17 protein-coding genes, 1 tRNA gene, 1 pseudogene and 1 riboswitch are annotated in these 15,893 nt (G+C 64.5%); of the genes and pseudogenes, 15 read left to right on the top strand and 4 right to left on the bottom strand.

Annotation, left to right across the window (positions count from 1 at the left end; all coding sequences use genetic code 11):
• Positions 1–357, bottom strand: a pseudogene (gene glyA / locus HWX25_RS16600) (serine hydroxymethyltransferase); the annotation flags it as partial.
• A gap of 138 nt (positions 358–495) precedes the next feature.
• Positions 496–596: riboswitch (ZMP/ZTP riboswitch) on the bottom strand.
• A gap of 180 nt (positions 597–776) precedes the next feature.
• Between glyA and HWX25_RS16595 the strand changes: the two are divergent.
• From HWX25_RS16595 to HWX25_RS16555, 9 genes are all read left to right on the top strand, one after another.
• Entirely contained in the window at positions 777–1,523 is a 747-nt protein-coding gene (locus HWX25_RS16595) for an SDR family NAD(P)-dependent oxidoreductase (protein ID WP_059535494.1), read from the top strand.
• A gap of 108 nt (positions 1,524–1,631) precedes the next feature.
• A complete protein-coding gene (gene ybgC / locus HWX25_RS16590) occupies positions 1,632–2,117 on the top strand; it encodes a tol-pal system-associated acyl-CoA thioesterase (RefSeq protein ID WP_059820511.1) in 486 nt (161 codons plus the stop codon).
• A gap of 144 nt (positions 2,118–2,261) precedes the next feature.
• Complete coding sequence (tolQ, locus tag HWX25_RS16585) at positions 2,262–2,939, top strand: protein TolQ (RefSeq protein ID WP_010091489.1); 678 nt, start codon at positions 2,262–2,264, stop codon at positions 2,937–2,939.
• A 10-nt stretch (positions 2,940–2,949) separates the two neighbouring features.
• Positions 2,950–3,399 carry a protein TolR gene (gene tolR / locus HWX25_RS16580; RefSeq protein ID WP_175909194.1) on the top strand — a complete coding sequence of 150 codons (450 nt, stop codon included), beginning with the start codon at positions 2,950–2,952 and terminating at the stop codon, positions 3,397–3,399.
• Positions 3,396–4,463, top strand: a complete 1,068-nt coding sequence (gene tolA, locus HWX25_RS16575; RefSeq protein WP_059820509.1) for a cell envelope integrity protein TolA — start codon at positions 3,396–3,398, stop codon at positions 4,461–4,463. Before tolR ends, tolA begins: the two co-directional genes overlap by 4 nt.
• A gap of 109 nt (positions 4,464–4,572) precedes the next feature.
• A complete protein-coding gene (gene tolB / locus HWX25_RS16570; protein WP_175909193.1) occupies positions 4,573–5,871 on the top strand; it encodes a Tol-Pal system beta propeller repeat protein TolB in 1,299 nt (432 codons plus the stop codon).
• 17 nt (positions 5,872–5,888) lie between these two features.
• Complete coding sequence (pal, locus tag HWX25_RS16565; RefSeq protein WP_175909191.1) at positions 5,889–6,398, top strand: peptidoglycan-associated lipoprotein Pal; 510 nt, start codon at positions 5,889–5,891, stop codon at positions 6,396–6,398.
• 19 nt (positions 6,399–6,417) lie between these two features.
• A complete protein-coding gene (gene ybgF, locus HWX25_RS16560; protein ID WP_059535482.1) occupies positions 6,418–7,167 on the top strand; it encodes a tol-pal system protein YbgF in 750 nt (249 codons plus the stop codon).
• Between the two features lie 58 nt (positions 7,168–7,225).
• Positions 7,226–7,301: transfer RNA gene (locus HWX25_RS16555), tRNA-Lys, on the top strand.
• 152 nt (positions 7,302–7,453) lie between these two features.
• On the opposite strand, the gene HWX25_RS16550 is transcribed toward HWX25_RS16555, so the two are convergent.
• Entirely contained in the window at positions 7,454–8,401 is a 948-nt protein-coding gene (locus HWX25_RS16550; RefSeq protein ID WP_175909189.1) for an AraC family transcriptional regulator, read from the bottom strand.
• Positions 8,402–8,531: 130 nt separating this feature from the next.
• Here HWX25_RS16550 and HWX25_RS16545 point away from each other — a divergent pair, with 130 nt between their 5' ends.
• From HWX25_RS16545 to rfbD, 6 genes are all read left to right on the top strand, one after another.
• A complete protein-coding gene (locus HWX25_RS16545) occupies positions 8,532–8,861 on the top strand; it encodes a carboxymuconolactone decarboxylase family protein (protein WP_059474721.1) in 330 nt (109 codons plus the stop codon).
• Between the two features lie 150 nt (positions 8,862–9,011).
• Positions 9,012–9,845, top strand: coding sequence for a class II glutamine amidotransferase (locus HWX25_RS16540; protein ID WP_059689014.1), 834 nt, complete (start codon positions 9,012–9,014; stop codon positions 9,843–9,845).
• 574 nt (positions 9,846–10,419) lie between these two features.
• Positions 10,420–11,481, top strand: coding sequence for a dTDP-glucose 4,6-dehydratase (gene rfbB / locus HWX25_RS16535; protein WP_059820507.1), 1,062 nt, complete (start codon positions 10,420–10,422; stop codon positions 11,479–11,481).
• 11 nt (positions 11,482–11,492) lie between these two features.
• Positions 11,493–12,386, top strand: coding sequence for a glucose-1-phosphate thymidylyltransferase RfbA (gene rfbA, locus HWX25_RS16530; RefSeq protein WP_059820506.1), 894 nt, complete (start codon positions 11,493–11,495; stop codon positions 12,384–12,386).
• On the top strand, positions 12,371–12,922 hold the full coding sequence (gene rfbC / locus HWX25_RS16525) for a dTDP-4-dehydrorhamnose 3,5-epimerase (protein WP_175909187.1): 552 nt from the start codon (positions 12,371–12,373) through the stop codon (positions 12,920–12,922). Before rfbA ends, rfbC begins: the two co-directional genes overlap by 16 nt.
• An 8-nt stretch (positions 12,923–12,930) precedes the next feature.
• Positions 12,931–13,851, top strand: a complete 921-nt coding sequence (gene rfbD, locus HWX25_RS16520; protein WP_175909185.1) for a dTDP-4-dehydrorhamnose reductase — start codon at positions 12,931–12,933, stop codon at positions 13,849–13,851.
• A gap of 9 nt (positions 13,852–13,860) precedes the next feature.
• Here the strand turns inward: rfbD and HWX25_RS16515 are convergent, their stop codons facing one another.
• The gene (locus tag HWX25_RS16515; protein WP_175909183.1) at positions 13,861–14,541 is read right to left on the bottom strand and encodes a GNAT family N-acetyltransferase; all 681 of its coding nucleotides are present in this window, start codon (positions 14,539–14,541) and stop codon (positions 13,861–13,863) included.
• Positions 14,538–15,866: an aminotransferase class I/II-fold pyridoxal phosphate-dependent enzyme gene (locus HWX25_RS16510; RefSeq protein WP_175909181.1), complete on the bottom strand. Its 1,329-nt coding sequence runs from the start codon at positions 15,864–15,866 to the stop codon at positions 14,538–14,540. The genes HWX25_RS16515 and HWX25_RS16510 overlap by 4 nt, the downstream gene beginning before the upstream one ends.
• Positions 15,867–15,893: the final 27 nt, after the last annotated feature.

Below are 15,893 nucleotides of genomic sequence, written 5' to 3'. Positions count from 1 at the left end.
GCCCATGATCGTGTCGCCCGGCTTGAGCATCGCGAAGAACACGCCCTGGTTCGCCTGCGAACCCGAGTTCGGCTGCACGTTCGCGGCTTCCGCGCCGAACAGCTGCTTCACGCGGTCGATCGCCAGCTGCTCGACCACGTCGACGTATTCACAGCCGCCGTAGTAACGCTTGCCCGGATACCCTTCGGCGTACTTGTTCGTGAGCTGCGAGCCCTGTGCGGCCATCACGGCCGGGCTCGTGTAGTTTTCCGACGCGATCAGCTCGATGTGCTCTTCCTGGCGGCGGTTTTCCTGCTCGATCGCTGCAAAGATTTCGGGATCGACGTTCGCGATGGTGCTTTGGGCTCTGTCAAACATACGGTTTCCGTTAAGTGTGTACAGGTTGACCGGAGTGGCCGAGTACATTGCGCTGCTGGCGGAACCAGCCCGACGTGGCGGAAGAATCCGTATGACGCGAGGCAGGACAGCCACCGGCGATGCACGCGAACGGCGCACAACGGCTGCCCAGGCGAACGGCAAAAACGGCGCCCCGCGCTTCACGGTGGGATGCTCCACCTTGAACCCGAAGGGTTCTATCGCCAGTCACGCAGGGGTGATGAGCGCGTTAGTGTATTGGATGCGTCATGAATAGGCAACCGCGCGGCAGTCGCCCGGAAATAATGGGGGCCAGACTTTACGTGCCCGTGCCGACGCGCTTTGGCGCCTTGCCGCGGTGCCGCAATCTCAGTAGGCTTGCGGGATACCATCCGCTACTTTGTTACCGACCAGGAGCAGCAATGATCGTGTTCGTCACAGGCGCGTCCGCCGGCTTCGGCGCCGCCATCGCCCGTGCCTTCGTCAAGGGCGGCCACCGTGTCGTCGCAACCGCGCGCCGCAAGGATCGTCTCGATGCGCTCGCGGCCGAACTCGGCGACGCACTGCTGCCGTTCGAGCTCGACGTGCGCGACCGCGCCGCCGTCGAAGCCGTGCCGGCCGCCCTTCCCGCCGAATTCGCGGCGCTCGACGTGCTCGTCAACAACGCCGGTCTCGCGCTCGGCGTCGAGCCTGCGCACAAAGCCAGCCTCGACGAGTGGCAAACCATGATCGACACGAATTGCTCGGGCCTCGTGACCGTCACCCATGCGTTGCTGCCCGGCATGATCGAGCGCGGGCGCGGTCACATCTTCAACCTGGGTTCGGTGGCCGGCACCTATCCGTATCCGGGCGGGAACGTATACGGCGCGACCAAGGCTTTCGTCCGACAATTCAGCCTGAACCTGCGCGCCGACCTGATCGGCACGCCGTTGCGCGTCACCGATATCGAGCCGGGCCTGTGCGGCGGCACGGAATTCTCGAACGTCCGCTTCCGCGGCGACGATGCGAAGGCGGCGAACGTCTACCAGAACGTCCAGCCGCTCACGGCCGAGGACATCGCCGACACGATCTACTGGATCGCGACGCGCCCCGCGCACGTCAACATCAACACGATCGAAATGATGCCGGTCGCCCAAGCCCCGGCCGGCCTCGCGATCCATCGCGGCTGACACGGCGAGCGCAGCCGCGGGCCCGGTTCCGGCCGGCCCGCGGCGTGCTACGACGTACTACATTCCGTTACGAATCGGTTACGGATCGGGCCTCGGCCTTCCGGTAAAATGCGCGCCATGACTCAGCCTACCCGCTCCCCGGACGCGCACTCCGGCTTCACCTGGCCGGTACGCGTGTACTACGAGGACACCGACGCAGGCGGCATCGTCTTCTATGCCAACTACCTGAAATTCTTCGAGCGCGCCCGCACCGAATGGCTACGCGCGTGCGGCATCGACCAGCGTCGGCTCGCCGACGACACGGGCGCGATCTTCATCGTCCGCAGTACCTCGCTCGACTACCGCGCACCGGCGCGACTCGACGACACGCTGACGATCACGAGCCGGCCCGGACGCATCGGCCGCGCATCCGTGGAATTCACGCAGGAAGCCTGGCGTGGCGACACGCTGCTCGTCGCCGGACACATCCGCCTCGGCTGCGTCGACCGAACCGGCATCCGGCCCGCGGCAATCCCGCCGGTCGTGCTCGACGCGCTGCAACGCGGGCCCGTCATCGACGCCGGGCAGACTGTATTGTCAACGAAGCTCGGATGAGCACCGTTTAGACAAAACCTATGAACTTGCCTTCCTGAATCGATACTAAGCAAGGTTCGGCGCCAGGCCAGGCCGGCGCGCCGCGCCACACGCATACCGTGCCCCCTCGCCGGACATCCCCGAAGGGACATTACTCAAACCTCTATGAACACTTCTCAAGACCTGTCGATCATTTCCCTCGTCCTCAACGCGAGCGTGCTGGCCCAGGCCGTGATGGGGCTGCTGCTGCTTCTGTCGCTGATGTCGTGGACCTTCATCTTCCGCAAGTGGTTCGCGATCCGCCGCGCACGCGCGCAGACCGAACGCTTCGAAAGGGATTTCTGGTCGGGCGGTGACCTGCAGGCGCTGTATCAGAGCGCGGCCAACAATCGCCACACGATCGGCGCGCTTGAGCGGATTTTCGAATCGGGGATGCGTGAGTTTCTGAAGGCGAAGGAAAAGCGCATCAGCGACCCGGGCCTCGTCCTCGACGGCGCGCGCCGCGCGATGCGCGCGTCGTTCCAGCGCGAAATGGACGTGCTCGAAGCGAACCTCGCGTTCCTCGCGTCGGTCGGCTCGGTCAGTCCGTACATCGGTCTGTTCGGCACCGTCTGGGGGATCATGAACTCGTTCCGCGGCTTGGCGAACGTGCAGCAGGCGACGCTCGCGAACGTCGCACCGGGCATTGCCGAGGCGCTTGTCGCCACCGCGATCGGCCTGTTCGCCGCGATTCCGGCGGTGGTTGCGTACAACCGCTACGCGCACGACATCGACCGCCTCGCGATCCGCTTCGAGACCTTCATCGAAGAGTTCTCGAACATCCTGCAGCGTCAGGCCCAGTAAGGAGCGCGCCATGGCAGGAAGTCCCATTCGATCCAGCATGCGCGGCGGCCGCTCGCGCCGCGCGATGGCCGACATCAACGTCGTGCCGTACATCGACGTGATGCTGGTGCTGCTCGTGATCTTCATGGTCACGGCACCGCTCGTCGCCCCGTCGATCATCAATCTGCCGACCGTCGGCAATGCCGCACCCCAGGAACAGACGCCACCGGTCGTCGTCAACATCAAGGCCGACCGCACGATGAGCGTCAGGTACAAGGGCGACTCCGGCGCGACGCAGGAAGACACGATGACCAAGGCCGAGCTCGACAGCTTCATCCTGGCCCGGCAGGCTGACCATCCCGACCAGCCCGTCGTGATCGCGGCCGACAAGACCGTGCAGTACGATGCCGTCATGACCGTGATGTCGGACCTGAAGGCGCGTGGCGTCAAGCGCGTCGGCCTCCTCGTCAAATCGCAATGAACCGGCAGCAATCCACGCGCGGCAACGCCTATCCGTCTCAGCCCCCTCGCGAACGCGGCACCTGGCGCGCGTTCGCGCTCGCTGCGCTGATGCACGTGCTGCTCGCGTTGTTCCTGTATCACGGCGTGCAGTGGCAGAACAGCACGCCGGCCGGCGCCGAAGCCGAACTGTGGACCGAGGTGCCCGACGTGCCCGCGCCGCGGCCCGTCGTCACGCCGACGCCGCCCGCAAAGCTCGCTCCTCCCCCTCCCCCGGTGCGGGACGAGCAGGCGGACATCGCGCTGCAGCAGAAGAAACGGCAACAGGAAGCGGCCGCGCGCGAAGCGCTGCTCGAGCAGCAGCGCCGCGCGCAGCAACTGAAGGCCCAGCAAGAAGAAACGCGGCGCGAGCAGTTGGCGGCCCAGCAGGCTGCTGCCCTCGCCGCGCAGAAGGCCGCCGAGCGCGAAAAACAGAAGCAGGCGGACAAGCTCAAGCAACAACAGCTCGTGGAGCAGCAGAAGCTCGAACAGCAGAAACTCCAGCAGCAGAAACTGCAGCAACAGAAGCAGGCGCAACTTGAAGCGCAGCAAGCGGCGAAGGCCAAGGCCGACGCGGCCGCGAAGGCGAAGGCGGAAGCCCAGGCCAAGGCGAAGGCCGAAGCGACGGCGCGCGCGAAGGCCGACGCGGCGGCGAAGGCGAAGCTCGACCGCGAGCGCAGCGCGCGTCTCGCACAGATGCAAGGCATGTCCGGGGCCGGCGAAGGCGGCGGTGAAGGCCTCGCGAAAAGCGGTACCGGGACGGGCTCCGGCGGCAATGCCGCGTCGCCCGGCTATCCCGACAAGGTGCGTCGCCGTGTGAAGCCGAACATCGTCTGGGGCGGCGAGCGCGCAGGCCTGACGACGGTCGTCGCGATCCGCTGCACGCCGTCGGGCGACGTGTTGAGCGTTTCGATCCGCCGTTCGAGCGGAAATTCGGGGTGGGATCAAGCCGTGGTCAATGCGATTCAGGCGTCGGTCCCATTGCCGCCCGATTCTAACGGTCGTACCCCGTCCGACATTACGATTACCTTCAAGGCGGCGGAGTGATCGCAAATGCGCTTACACTCCGTGCGTCGCTGCCGGACGGGAACGAATCGGGTATTTTTACTGTCTCTGCGGTTGCGCAGCGATCCAAGTCACATGGGAAGCAAGAAGCATGAGTTTGATGACGAAACTAGGTTTCAGGGCACTCGTGGCCTCGTGTCTGATTGCGGCCGGCGGCGCCGCTAACGCGCAGGTCAACGTGCTGATCACCGGCGTCGGTTCGACCCAGTTCCCCATCGCCACCGCGAACTTCGCGAACGAGGCGGGCCTGCCGCAGCAGGTCACGTCGATCGTCCGCGCCGACCTCGCCCGCAGCGGCAAATTCACCAATATCGACGCGGGCAGCACGCCCGTGCCCGAGACCGCATCGGTCGATCTCGGCGCTTGGAAGGCCAAGGGCGCGAACGCGTTCGTCGCTGGCAGCGTGAACCGCGAAGCCAACGGTCAGTACAAGGTGAACTTCATCCTGTACGACACCGTGAAGCAGCAAAGCCTCGGCGGCCTGTCGCTGACGGCAGCAAACGATGGCTCGCTGCGCAAGGCCGGTCATCAGATCGCTGACTACATCTATCAGAAGCTACTCGGCACGCGCGGCGTGTTCGCCACGCGCCTGTCGTATGTGGTCAAGATCGGCAACAAGTACAAGTTGCAGGTCTCCGATTCCGACGGCCAAAACGCCATTAGCGCACTGACCAGCAGCGAGCCGATCATCTCGCCGGCCTGGTCGCCAAACGGCACGAAGGTCGCGTACGTATCGTTCGAGCGCAAGAAGCCGATCGTCTATATCCATGACCTGCCGACCGGCCGCCGCTACATCGTCTCCGACCAGAAGGGCAACAACAGTGCGCCGGCGTGGTCGCCGGACAGCAACACGCTGGCCGTTGCGCTGTCGCTGACGGGGAATACGCAAATCTATACGGTCAATGCGAACGGCGGCGGTCTGCGCCGGCTCACGCAGAGCAGCTCGATCGATACCGAGCCGTTCTACTCGCCGGACGGCCGCTGGATCTATTTCACGAGCGATCGCGGCGGCGCGCCGCAGATCTACCGGATGCCCGCACAAGGCGAAAGCGCCGGCTCCGCGCAACGCGTGACCTTCACCGGCAGCTACAACACCAGCCCGCGCATCAGCCCGGACGGCAAGCTGCTCGCCTACATCTCCCGCACGGGTGGGGGGTTCAAGCTGTACGTTCAGGATCTGCAAACCGGCGCGGCGAACGCCATCACGAATACCAATCGCGACGAATCGCCGAGCTTCGCGGCAAACGGCCAGTACCTTCTTTACGCTACCCAGTCGGGTGGTCGCAACGTGCTGGCAGCAGTGCCCTCCGACGGCAGCGCGCCGCCGCAGATCCTGTCCGTCCAGGGCGGCTCCGTTCGTGAGCCGTCGTGGGGGCCCTTCATGCAATGACCACAAGGAGAGTAACCATGATGTCGAACAAAGCTCGTCTGGCCCTGGCCGTGATGACGATCAGCGCGCTCGCAGCGTGTAAGTCGGGCGTGAAGCTCGACGACAAGGCCAACGCGGGCGCGATGAGCACGCAACCGAGCGCCGACAACGTCGCACAAGTGAACGTCGATCCGCTGAACGACCCGAACAGCCCGCTCGCGAAGCGCAGCATCTACTTCGACTTCGACAGCTATTCGGTGAAGGACGAATACCAGCCGCTGCTGCAGCAACACACGCAGTACCTGAAGAGCCACCCGCAGCGCCACGTGCTGATCCAGGGCAACACCGACGAACGCGGCACGAGCGAGTACAACCTCGCGCTGGGCCAGAAGCGTGCGGAGGCTGTCCGCCGCGCGATGGCACTGCTCGGCGTGAACGACTCGCAGATGGAAGCCGTGAGCCTCGGCAAGGAAAAGCCGCAAGCATCGGGTCACGACGAAGCATCGTGGGCGCAGAACCGTCGCGCCGACCTCGTCTACCAACAGTAAGTAACGGAAGAGTTGCCGTATGACGCACCGTGTATCCTGGCTGCGGATCACCGCAGCAATCTGCGTCGTCGGCGCGGCGTGGTCGGCCGCGCCGGCGCACGCCGGCATGTTCGACGACAACGAGGCGCGCCGCGCCGTGCTCGATCTGCGCAGCAAGAGCGACAACCTGTCCAGCCAGTTGTCGGCCGCCCAGCGTACGATCCTCGATCAATCCGGCCGTATCGACCAACTGAACCAGCAGGTCGCGACGCTGCGCGGCGAGAACGAAGATCTGACGAACCGGCTGACGACGCTCGAGCGGCAGCAGAAGGAGTACTACCAGGATCTCGACACGCGGCTCAAGAAGTTCGAGCCGCAACAGGCGACGATCGATGGTGTCGAAGGCACCGTGCAGCCGGGTGAAACGGATGCGCTCAGCGCGGCGCAGCAGCAATTCCGCAACGGCAACTTCAAGGCTGCCGCCGCGTCGTTTCGCAGTTTCATCGCGAAGTATCCGCAGAGCCCGTACCAGCCGACCGCGCAGTACTGGCTTGGCAACGCGCAATACGCGCTACGCGACTACCGCGGCTCGACCGCGACGTGGCAAGCGATCGTGAGCAAGTATCCGCAGCATCCGCGCGCGGCCGACGCGCTCGTCGCGATCGGTACGAACCAGCTCGAGCAAGGCCAGAAGGCGGCCGCGAAGAAGACGTTCGAGCAGGTCGTGTCGCAATACGCCGGATCGAACGCTGCGCAGACGGCACAGGGCAAGATCGAAAGCATCAAATAAATCATGGTGACGGGTTGTTGACAGACCAGCGATCCGCCGCTATAATTTTTTGCTCTTTGGGTCGTTAGCTCAGTTGGTAGAGCAGCGGACTTTTAATCCGTTGGTCGCGTGTTCGAGTCACGCACGGCCTACCAAGATGTCAAGAAGGGGCTTCCGGGAAACCGGAAGCCCCTTTTTCATTGTTGTTGCCTCGCGAGCGGGTGTGCGCCGCGGCAGGCAGACACTTCTCCCCTCCTCGTTTTTCGCCATCGATTCATCGTCGAGCACGACGATCCCGCGGGCAACCTCACGTGCCGCGCTGCGCGCGCCGCCAGCGCCCCGGCGTCGTGCCGAGCACCGCGCGAAACGCTTTGCCGAACGCCGCCTCCGACTGATAGCCGACCGCCTGCCCGATTTCCGCCTGGCCGCGCTGCGTATCCTGAAGCAGCGCGCATGCATGCATCATCCGGATCCGCGCGACGAATGCGCCGACACTCATCCCCGCCTTCGCTCGGAAATGCCGCGCATAGGTCGCACGCGACATCGCGGATGCCGCGCCGAGCGACTCGACCGTCCACGATTGCGCCGGCGCCTGCAGCACGGCCTGGACCGACGGGCCGAGCCGCGCGTCGGCGGCCAGCGCGAGCCAGCCGGCCGGCACGCGCGCATCGCGGCCGTACGCGCGCAACGCGTAGGCGAGCAGCGCCTGTCCGAGCGCATTCACGATCGCACGCGCACCCGGCTGCGCGTTCGATGCCTCCGCCCGCAGCACGCTCGTCAGCCGTTGCAGCGACGCAGGCCCCGACGCCTCGCGCAACCCGACATGCAGCACGCGCGGCAGCGTGCGCATCAACAAATCACCGGCACCGCGCGCGTAGACGAAGCGCCCGCAGAGCAGGTCGACACTTGCATCGGCCGGGGCCGCGGGATCGCGATTCGACTTGACCGGCAGCACCGCACCGCCGGCCGCGCCTGGTTCGCGCAGCGACGCGACCGACCGCACACCGCCGCCCTCGATATCAGACAAGCCGTGCGCGTCCCCCGCCGGCAACAGCACGAAATCGCCGTCGGACAGCCGCAGCGTACGCCCGTCAGCCGTGCGCAGCTGGCACGTACCGGACAGCAGCAGGTGAAACGCCGCCTCGCCGGGCGGCAACGGATCGTGCGGCATCGCGAACGGGCCATCGAGCAGGCAGCGCACGTCGAGTTCGACATGACTGCGACCCAGCGACAACAGTTGACTCAACGCGTCCATGAGACGTTTGCGCTAAAAATTGACACTCTAACGTATCGAAACCCTCAGCATAGGCGATCAGAATAAGTGCTGCATCGCCCGAGATCGCGGCATCCGCCGCCCGATCCACTTCTTCTCGAAAGGACGCATCATGCTGAACTGGAACGAATACCGGAAGGAACTCACCACGCGCATCGGCGAAATCGCGAAGCTCTCGCCCGACACGCTGGCCGGCTACAAGGCGCTGTCCGGCGCCGGTGCCAAGACGGGCCACCTCGACGCGAAGACGCGCGAACTGATCGCGCTCGCGGTGGCTGTCACGACGCGCTGCGACGGCTGTATCGCCGTGCACACGGCGGAAGCCGCGAAGCATGGCGCGACCAAGGAGGAAGTGGCCGAAGCGCTCGGCGTCGCGATCGCGCTGAATGCGGGCGCGGCGCTCGTCTACTCCGCCCGCGTGATGGACGCGCTCGGCGACTGACGCGTGCACGAAGGATGCGGCACCCGCCGCATCCTTCATCGACGATCGCCCGGTGCAGTCCACCAACCGGCGAGCGCGCGGCAGCCGCGTATAGCGGCGCCGCGAAGTCGGCTACCATGCGCGAGAGGATTCATCGCGAAGGAGCGCTCCATGTGCCGCTGGCTCGCCTATACGGGTAATCCGATCCATCTCGAGACCGTACTGTTTCGCGCGAAGCATTCGCTGATCGACCAGAGCCTGCATTCGGAACTGGGCGCCACGACCACCAACGGCGACGGGTTCGGCATCGGCTGGTACGGCCGCCCCGATGAACTGCCGTTCCGCTACCGCTCAGTGCATCCCGCATGGAACGACCGCAACCTGCGCGAAGCCGCGCGCGCGATCCGCTCGCGGATGTTCATCGCGCACATCCGTGCGGCAACCGATACGCCCGTCCAGGAAACCAACTGTCACCCGTTCCGCCATGGCCGCTGGCTGTTCGCGCACAACGGACTGATCCGCGATTTCCACAAGCTGCGCCGCGACCTGACGATGAAGGTCGACCCGGCGCTTTTCGCTACGCTCGAAGGATCGACCGACTCCGAGGTGATGTTCCGTCTCGCGTTGACCTACGGCCTCGAGCAGATGCCGCTGCCGGCGCTCGAACGCATGGTCGGCGTGATCGAGGACACCGCCGCGCGCTACCGCGTCGCCGAGCCGCTCAACATGACGATCTGCGCGACGGACGGCGACCGGATCATCGCGGTGCGCTACTCGAGCGAACGGCAATCGCGCTCGCTGTTCCACAGCACGTCGTTCAAGCATCTGCACGAACTTTACCCACACAATCCGCGCATCGTCGAAGCGGGCGACGACGCGTTCATGGTCGTGTCGGAACCGCTCGTCGACCTGCGCGGCGCATGGGAGGAAGTGCCCGAAAGCACGGCGATCGTCGCGCATGGGGCGGATGTGCAGCAGCGGCCGTTCAATCCGCGGCACAAGTAGGTTGAAGCGGCGTCTAAATTCCCCGCACCGGGGAAATGAGTCCGAATCGAACCGTATTTAACGAGTCATACGACAGGGACGTCAATGGCCGCGGCACCCACCATGACAGTAAAGTAAAAATATTGCGACTCCAAATCCCGATATAAAACGACCGATTCGCACGGATCGAATCGCGCATGATATAGTTGCCATCGATTTTTAGTATCCAAAAAACCATCACTGCATTCGTCACCGACTTCTGCGCGTACTCGCCTTGCGGTTTTCCGCAAATGTTGGCGCGCGATAGACGTCTGATGAATCCCGTGCAAGCGCACGGGAAACCGAGATACACCGCCCACGACCCTCACCATCCGAGTCCTGCGGTATAGAGAATTAATAGTCTTTCAAGCAGACTGTCCGGTTGATACATGCGTCGCCTCGAAGGAATACCCTAGAATATGCGTGCAACTCAGCCCCCAGATCGGTTGGAGCCACATGATTTCTTGGTATTCCCCGTCCTGCGTCAATCGAGGGGTACGCGCACGAATGAGAGCAAGGCAGGATTCACTGCCATTAACATAAAAAAAGAGGCTACATGATATTGATTACAGGTGGCGCCGGCTTTATCGGGGCCAATTTTGTGCTGGATTGGCTGCGTCAATCTGACGAATCGGTTCTGAACGTCGACAAATTGACCTATGCGGGCAATCTCGGAACATTAAAGGCGCTGCACGGAAACCCGAAGCACGTGTTCGCGCAGGCCGATATTTGCGACCGAGCGGCGCTCGATGCATTGTTCGCCGAATACAAGCCTCGCGCAGTCCTGCATTTTGCTGCGGAAAGCCATGTCGATCGCTCGATTCACGGGCCGGCGGATTTTGTTCAGACCAATGTCGTCGGAACATTTACGCTGCTCGAAGCAGCACGCCAATGCTGGAATATGCTGCCAGAGACGGACAAGGCCGCATTTCGCTTTCTGCACGTTTCCACGGACGAAGTATTCGGTTCGCTGTCGCCTGCCGATCCGCAATTCTCCGAAACGACTCCGTACGCACCGAACAGCCCCTATTCGGCGACCAAGGCCGGTTCCGACCATCTCGTGCGCGCGTATCAGCATACTTACGGCCTGCCCACACTGACCACGAACTGCTCGAACAACTACGGCCCGTACCAGTTCCCCGAGAAACTCATTCCGCTGATGATCGCCAACGCGCTCGCCGGCAAGCCGTTGCCCGTGTACGGCGACGGCCAGAATGTACGAGACTGGCTGTATGTGGGCGACCACTGCAGTGCGATCCGCGAGGTACTCGCGCGCGGCCAGACCGGCGACACGTACAACGTCGGCGGCTGGAACGAGAAAACGAATCTCGAGGTCGTGCACACGCTGTGCGACCTGCTTGACGAACTGCGACCGAAATCGGCAGGTTCGTATCGCGACCAGATCACTTACGTGACCGACCGGCCGGGCCACGATCGCCGCTATGCGATCGACGCACGCAAGCTCGAGCGCGAACTCGGCTGGAAGCCCGCCGAAACGTTCGAAACCGGTCTCGCGAAAACGGTGCGCTGGTATCTGGACCATCAGGAATGGGTCGACGAAGTCGCTTCGGGCGACTACCGGAAGTGGGTCGCAACGAACTACGCGCACCGCGCGTAAGAGGAACGGACATGGCGCGCAAGGGCATCATTCTCGCCGGCGGTTCCGGCACACGGCTCTATCCGATCACGCATGCGGTCTCGAAGCAACTGCTTCCGGTCTACGACAAGCCGATGATCTATTACCCGCTCTCGACGCTGATGGTCGCGGGCATTCGCGACGTCCTGATCATCTCGACGCCGCAGGACACCCCACGCTTCGAAGCCATGCTCGGCGACGGCAGCCAGTGGGGGATGAACATCCGGTATGCGGTGCAGCCGTCGCCCGACGGCCTTGCACAGGCCTTCATCATCGGTCGCGAATTCGTGGGCAACGATCCGTCGGCGCTCATCCTTGGCGACAACATCTTCTATGGTCATGACCTCGCCAAACAGCTCGAGCACGCAGACGCGCAAGACGCGGGCGCGACGGTGTTCGCCTATCACGTGCATGATCCCGAACGTTACGGCGTCGTCGAATTCGATCAGGACTTCCGTGCCGTATCGATCGAAGAGAAGCCGGCCAAGCCGCGTTCGAACTACGCCGTGACCGGTCTCTACTTCTACGACAACCGCGTGTGCGACATCGCCGCCGACATCGAGCCGTCGCCGCGCGGCGAGCTCGAAATCACCGACGTCAATTCCCGCTATCTCGCGGACGGTGCGTTGAACGTCGAGATCATGGGGCGCGGTTATGCATGGCTCGACACCGGAACCCACGATTCGCTGATCGAGGCCGCGAGCTTCATCGCGACGCTGCAGAAGCGGCAAGGCCTGGTCGTCGCCTGCCCCGAGGAGATCGCGTACCGCCGGCACTGGATCGATGCCGAGCAGGTGCAGAAGCTCGCGCAGCCGCTGTCGAAAAACGGCTACGGCAAATATTTGCTGAACATTCTTACGGATCAGGTTGCATGGCCATCACGGTAACTGCTACGGCGCTCCCCGAAGTCAAGATCGTCGAGCCGAAGGTATTCGGCGACGCGCGCGGCTATTTCTACGAGAGCTTCAACGCGCGGGAATTCGCTGCGCTCGTCGAGGCTGACGTCGAGTTCGTCCAGGACAACCACTCCCGTTCCGTAAAAGGCGTGCTGCGCGGGCTCCACTACCAGATCGAGCACGCGCAAGGCAAACTCGTGCGCGTGGTCGAAGGCGAGGTGTTCGACGTCGCGGTCGACATCCGGCGCAGTTCGCCGAATTTCGGCAAATGGGCCGGCGTGACACTATCGGCCGACAACCATCGCCAGCTCTGGGTGCCCCCCGGCTTCGCGCACGGCTTCGTGGTGCTGTCGGAGACGGCGCAATTCCTCTACAAGACCACCGACTACTGGTTCCCTGAGCACGAGCGCAGCTTGCTGTGGAACGATCCGGAGATCGGCATCGATTGGCCGCTCGACGGCGAACCAGTGCTCGCGGCCAAGGATGCGGCTGGCAAGCGGCTCGCCGAAGCCGAGTACTACGAGTGAGCGGCACCGTGCGACAGAAAAAATCGCCCGAGCAACGCACCATCCTGCTCACCGGTATCAATGGCCAGGTGGGATTCGAACTGGCGCGCAGCCTGCAGGGTCTCGGCAGGGTGGTCGCGCTCGATCGCGGGAAGCTCGACTTGTCGCGCCTTGATCAGGTGCGCGACGTCGTGCGCGACGTCGGGCCGGACATCATCGTCAACCCGGCCGCCTATACGGCCGTGGACCAGGCGCAGAACGACATCGCGTTGGCCACGCGCCTGAATGCGGAGGCACCGGCCGTGCTCGCCGAAGAAGCGAAGCGCATCGGTGCGGCGCTGATTCATTACTCGACGGACTACGTGTTTGCCGGGACGAAGAACGGCCCGTACATCGAGGACGATCCGGTCGATCCGCAAAACGTGTACGGCGCGACCAAACTCGCGGGCGAGCAGGCGATCGCGGCATCGGGATGCGCGCACCTGATTTTCCGTACGAGTTGGGTGTACGGCACGCGCGGCAAGAACTTTCTGTTGACCATGCTGCGCCTCGGCGCCGAGCGTGACGAACTGAAGATCGTCGCGGACCAGATCGGTGCGCCAACCTGGTCGAAGACGATCGCCGCGCTGAGCGCGAACGTCGCCGCGCAAGCTATCGGCGCCTCCATGAACGAACGGGACGGACAGCACGAATGGTGGAACACGCATTCGGGCGTCTATCACCTGTGTGCGGCCGGCTCAACTTCATGGCATGGATTCGCCGAGGCGATCTTCCGTCTTTCGAATCTGTCGAAAAGGCCGTCGTTGTCACCCATTCCGGCCAGCGCTTATCCGACACCCGCGTCGCGCCCGGCCAATTCCCGCATGTCGAATGCAAAACTGGCGGAGCACTTCGGCTTGTGCGCGCCGCATTGGGAAGCCGCGCTCGAACTGTGCATGAAAGAGATGTGAAGCACGCCTTCAGCCGCGACGCGTGAACCGCATGCGTACCGAATCGAGCTCGGCCGGCAACTTTCGCGAGCGCTGACGCGACCGCGTCAGCGCGACGAAGCCGAGCCGCTCGTACAGCGCGCGGGCGCGCTCGTTGCGGGTCAGCACGTCGAGCACGATGTCACGGCTGTCGTCGTCCGGCAACGCACCGCTCTCGAACGCGTCGCGCAGCAGTGCGGTGAAGATGCCCACACCGCGCCGCTGCTCGGCCGTCGCGCAATGCGCAATGAGGATGTGCGCGCGCTTGGGCGCCGGAATCTCCGTTTCGAGCACCAGCCCGCGCAGCAGCTGGCCGATCGTGCGGCGCACGCCGAAAAAACGCGCCAGGGCCCACACGACGTGAACGTCGTCGAACATCGTCCTGCGCCCGTCATGGATGGCCATCACGGCATGCACGGTGCCGTCGGCGCCGACCGCGACCCGATGCCTGCGCCACGAGAACCGGCCGTGACGCGACCGGAACGCCTGTTGCAGGAACGCAATGCAGCGCGCGTCGCTTTCACCGAGGAAGAAACCGAATTCGCCGACGCCGGATGCAAACACGAGCGGCGCACATGCCGCCGCATCGTCCGCGCATGCGGCGCGAAACGGCGTCGACGCACCGGCTTGCGGCACGTCGAAGGACGGCGCGAGCGCCGCGGCGGACATCATGCCGCCCGCCCCGCCAGGCGGGCCAGCACATCGACCGTCCGGCTGATCTGCCCGGGCTCGTGCGTCGAGCAGATGAAGAACCGCAGGCGCGCGGCCTTCTCCTCGACGGCCGGATAGAAGATCGGCTGCACGTTGATCCCTTCGTCGAACATCGCGTTGGCCCACTGCGCGGCTTTCAGCGAACTTCCGGTGATGACCGGCACGACCGCATACCCCGCGCTCGTGCCGGTGTTCAGCCCCGCCGCGCGTGCCTCGGTCAGGAACTGCCGCCCGCGCGCCTGCAGTTGCGCAACCCGCTCCGGTTCGGCCTGCAGGCGTTCGAGCGCGGCCAGCGACGCTTCGGCGAGCGTCGGCGCGAGTCCGACGCTGTAGAGAAAGCCGGGCGCCAGATGGCGCAGCATGTCTACGAGCGGCTGACAGCCGGCGATGAAGCCGCCGCAACCGGCCAGCGTCTTGCTCATCGTGCCCATCCACATGTCGACCTGGTCGGGCGCGACCGCGCAATGCTCACGGATGCCCTTGCCCGTCGCGCCGAGCACGCCGAGCGAGTGCGCTTCGTCGACCAGCAGGAACGCGCCGTGGCGCGTCTTCACGTCGACGAAACGCTGGAGGTCCGGGAAATCGCCATCCATGCTGTACAGCCCCTCGATCGCGATCAGCACGTGCCGGTATTCGCGGCGCACGCGCGACAGCAGTTCGTCGAGCGCCTGCCAGTCGTTGTGCGCGAAGCTCAGCCGTTTCGCACCGCTCAGCTGCGCACCCTGCACGATGCTGTTGTGCGCGAGCGCATCGTGGACGATCAGGTCACCGGGGCCGAACAGCGCGCCGATCACGGTCACGTTGGTCGCGTGGCCGCTCACGAACGCGACGCAATCGTCGCTCCCGTAAAACGCGGCCAGCGCCCGCTCGAGGTCGCGCTGCACCGGACGCTCGCCCGCGACCATCCGGCTCGCGGACGCCGACGTGCCATAGCGGTCGATCGCGGCCTTCGCACGTTCGGATACGGTCGGATCGCCGGCGAGACCGAGGTAGTTGTAGTTCGCGAAGTTCACGTATTCGCGACCGCCGATCCGGGTGGTCGCGCCGGCAACGCCATCGTGCACGCGGAAGAACGGCGAGTCGACGCGCAGCTTCTCGCCCATCTCGCGCATGATCCTGACTTGCTGATATTGCGGCATCGATTCGAAACGGCTGCGCGCCGACGCGGCCTGCGCCGCCGGCGTACCGGGCACGCCGGGCGCCGCGGCGGCTTCCGTCGCGCGCTCGAGTTGCCGTTTCAGGGCTTTCGCCGCCAGTTGCTGGCGAAGGTGTTCTCCGAGTGCCATGTCTTGGGTTCCGGGCAGTCCGTCCGT

The sequence above is a fragment of the Burkholderia sp. BCC1640 genome, assembly GCF_902833125.1.
GTDB classification, from domain to species: Bacteria; Pseudomonadota; Gammaproteobacteria; order Burkholderiales; family Burkholderiaceae; genus Burkholderia; species Burkholderia diffusa.
The sequence above is the reverse complement of the archived record's forward strand: the minus strand, read 5'-3'. Positions and strand labels throughout refer to the sequence as shown.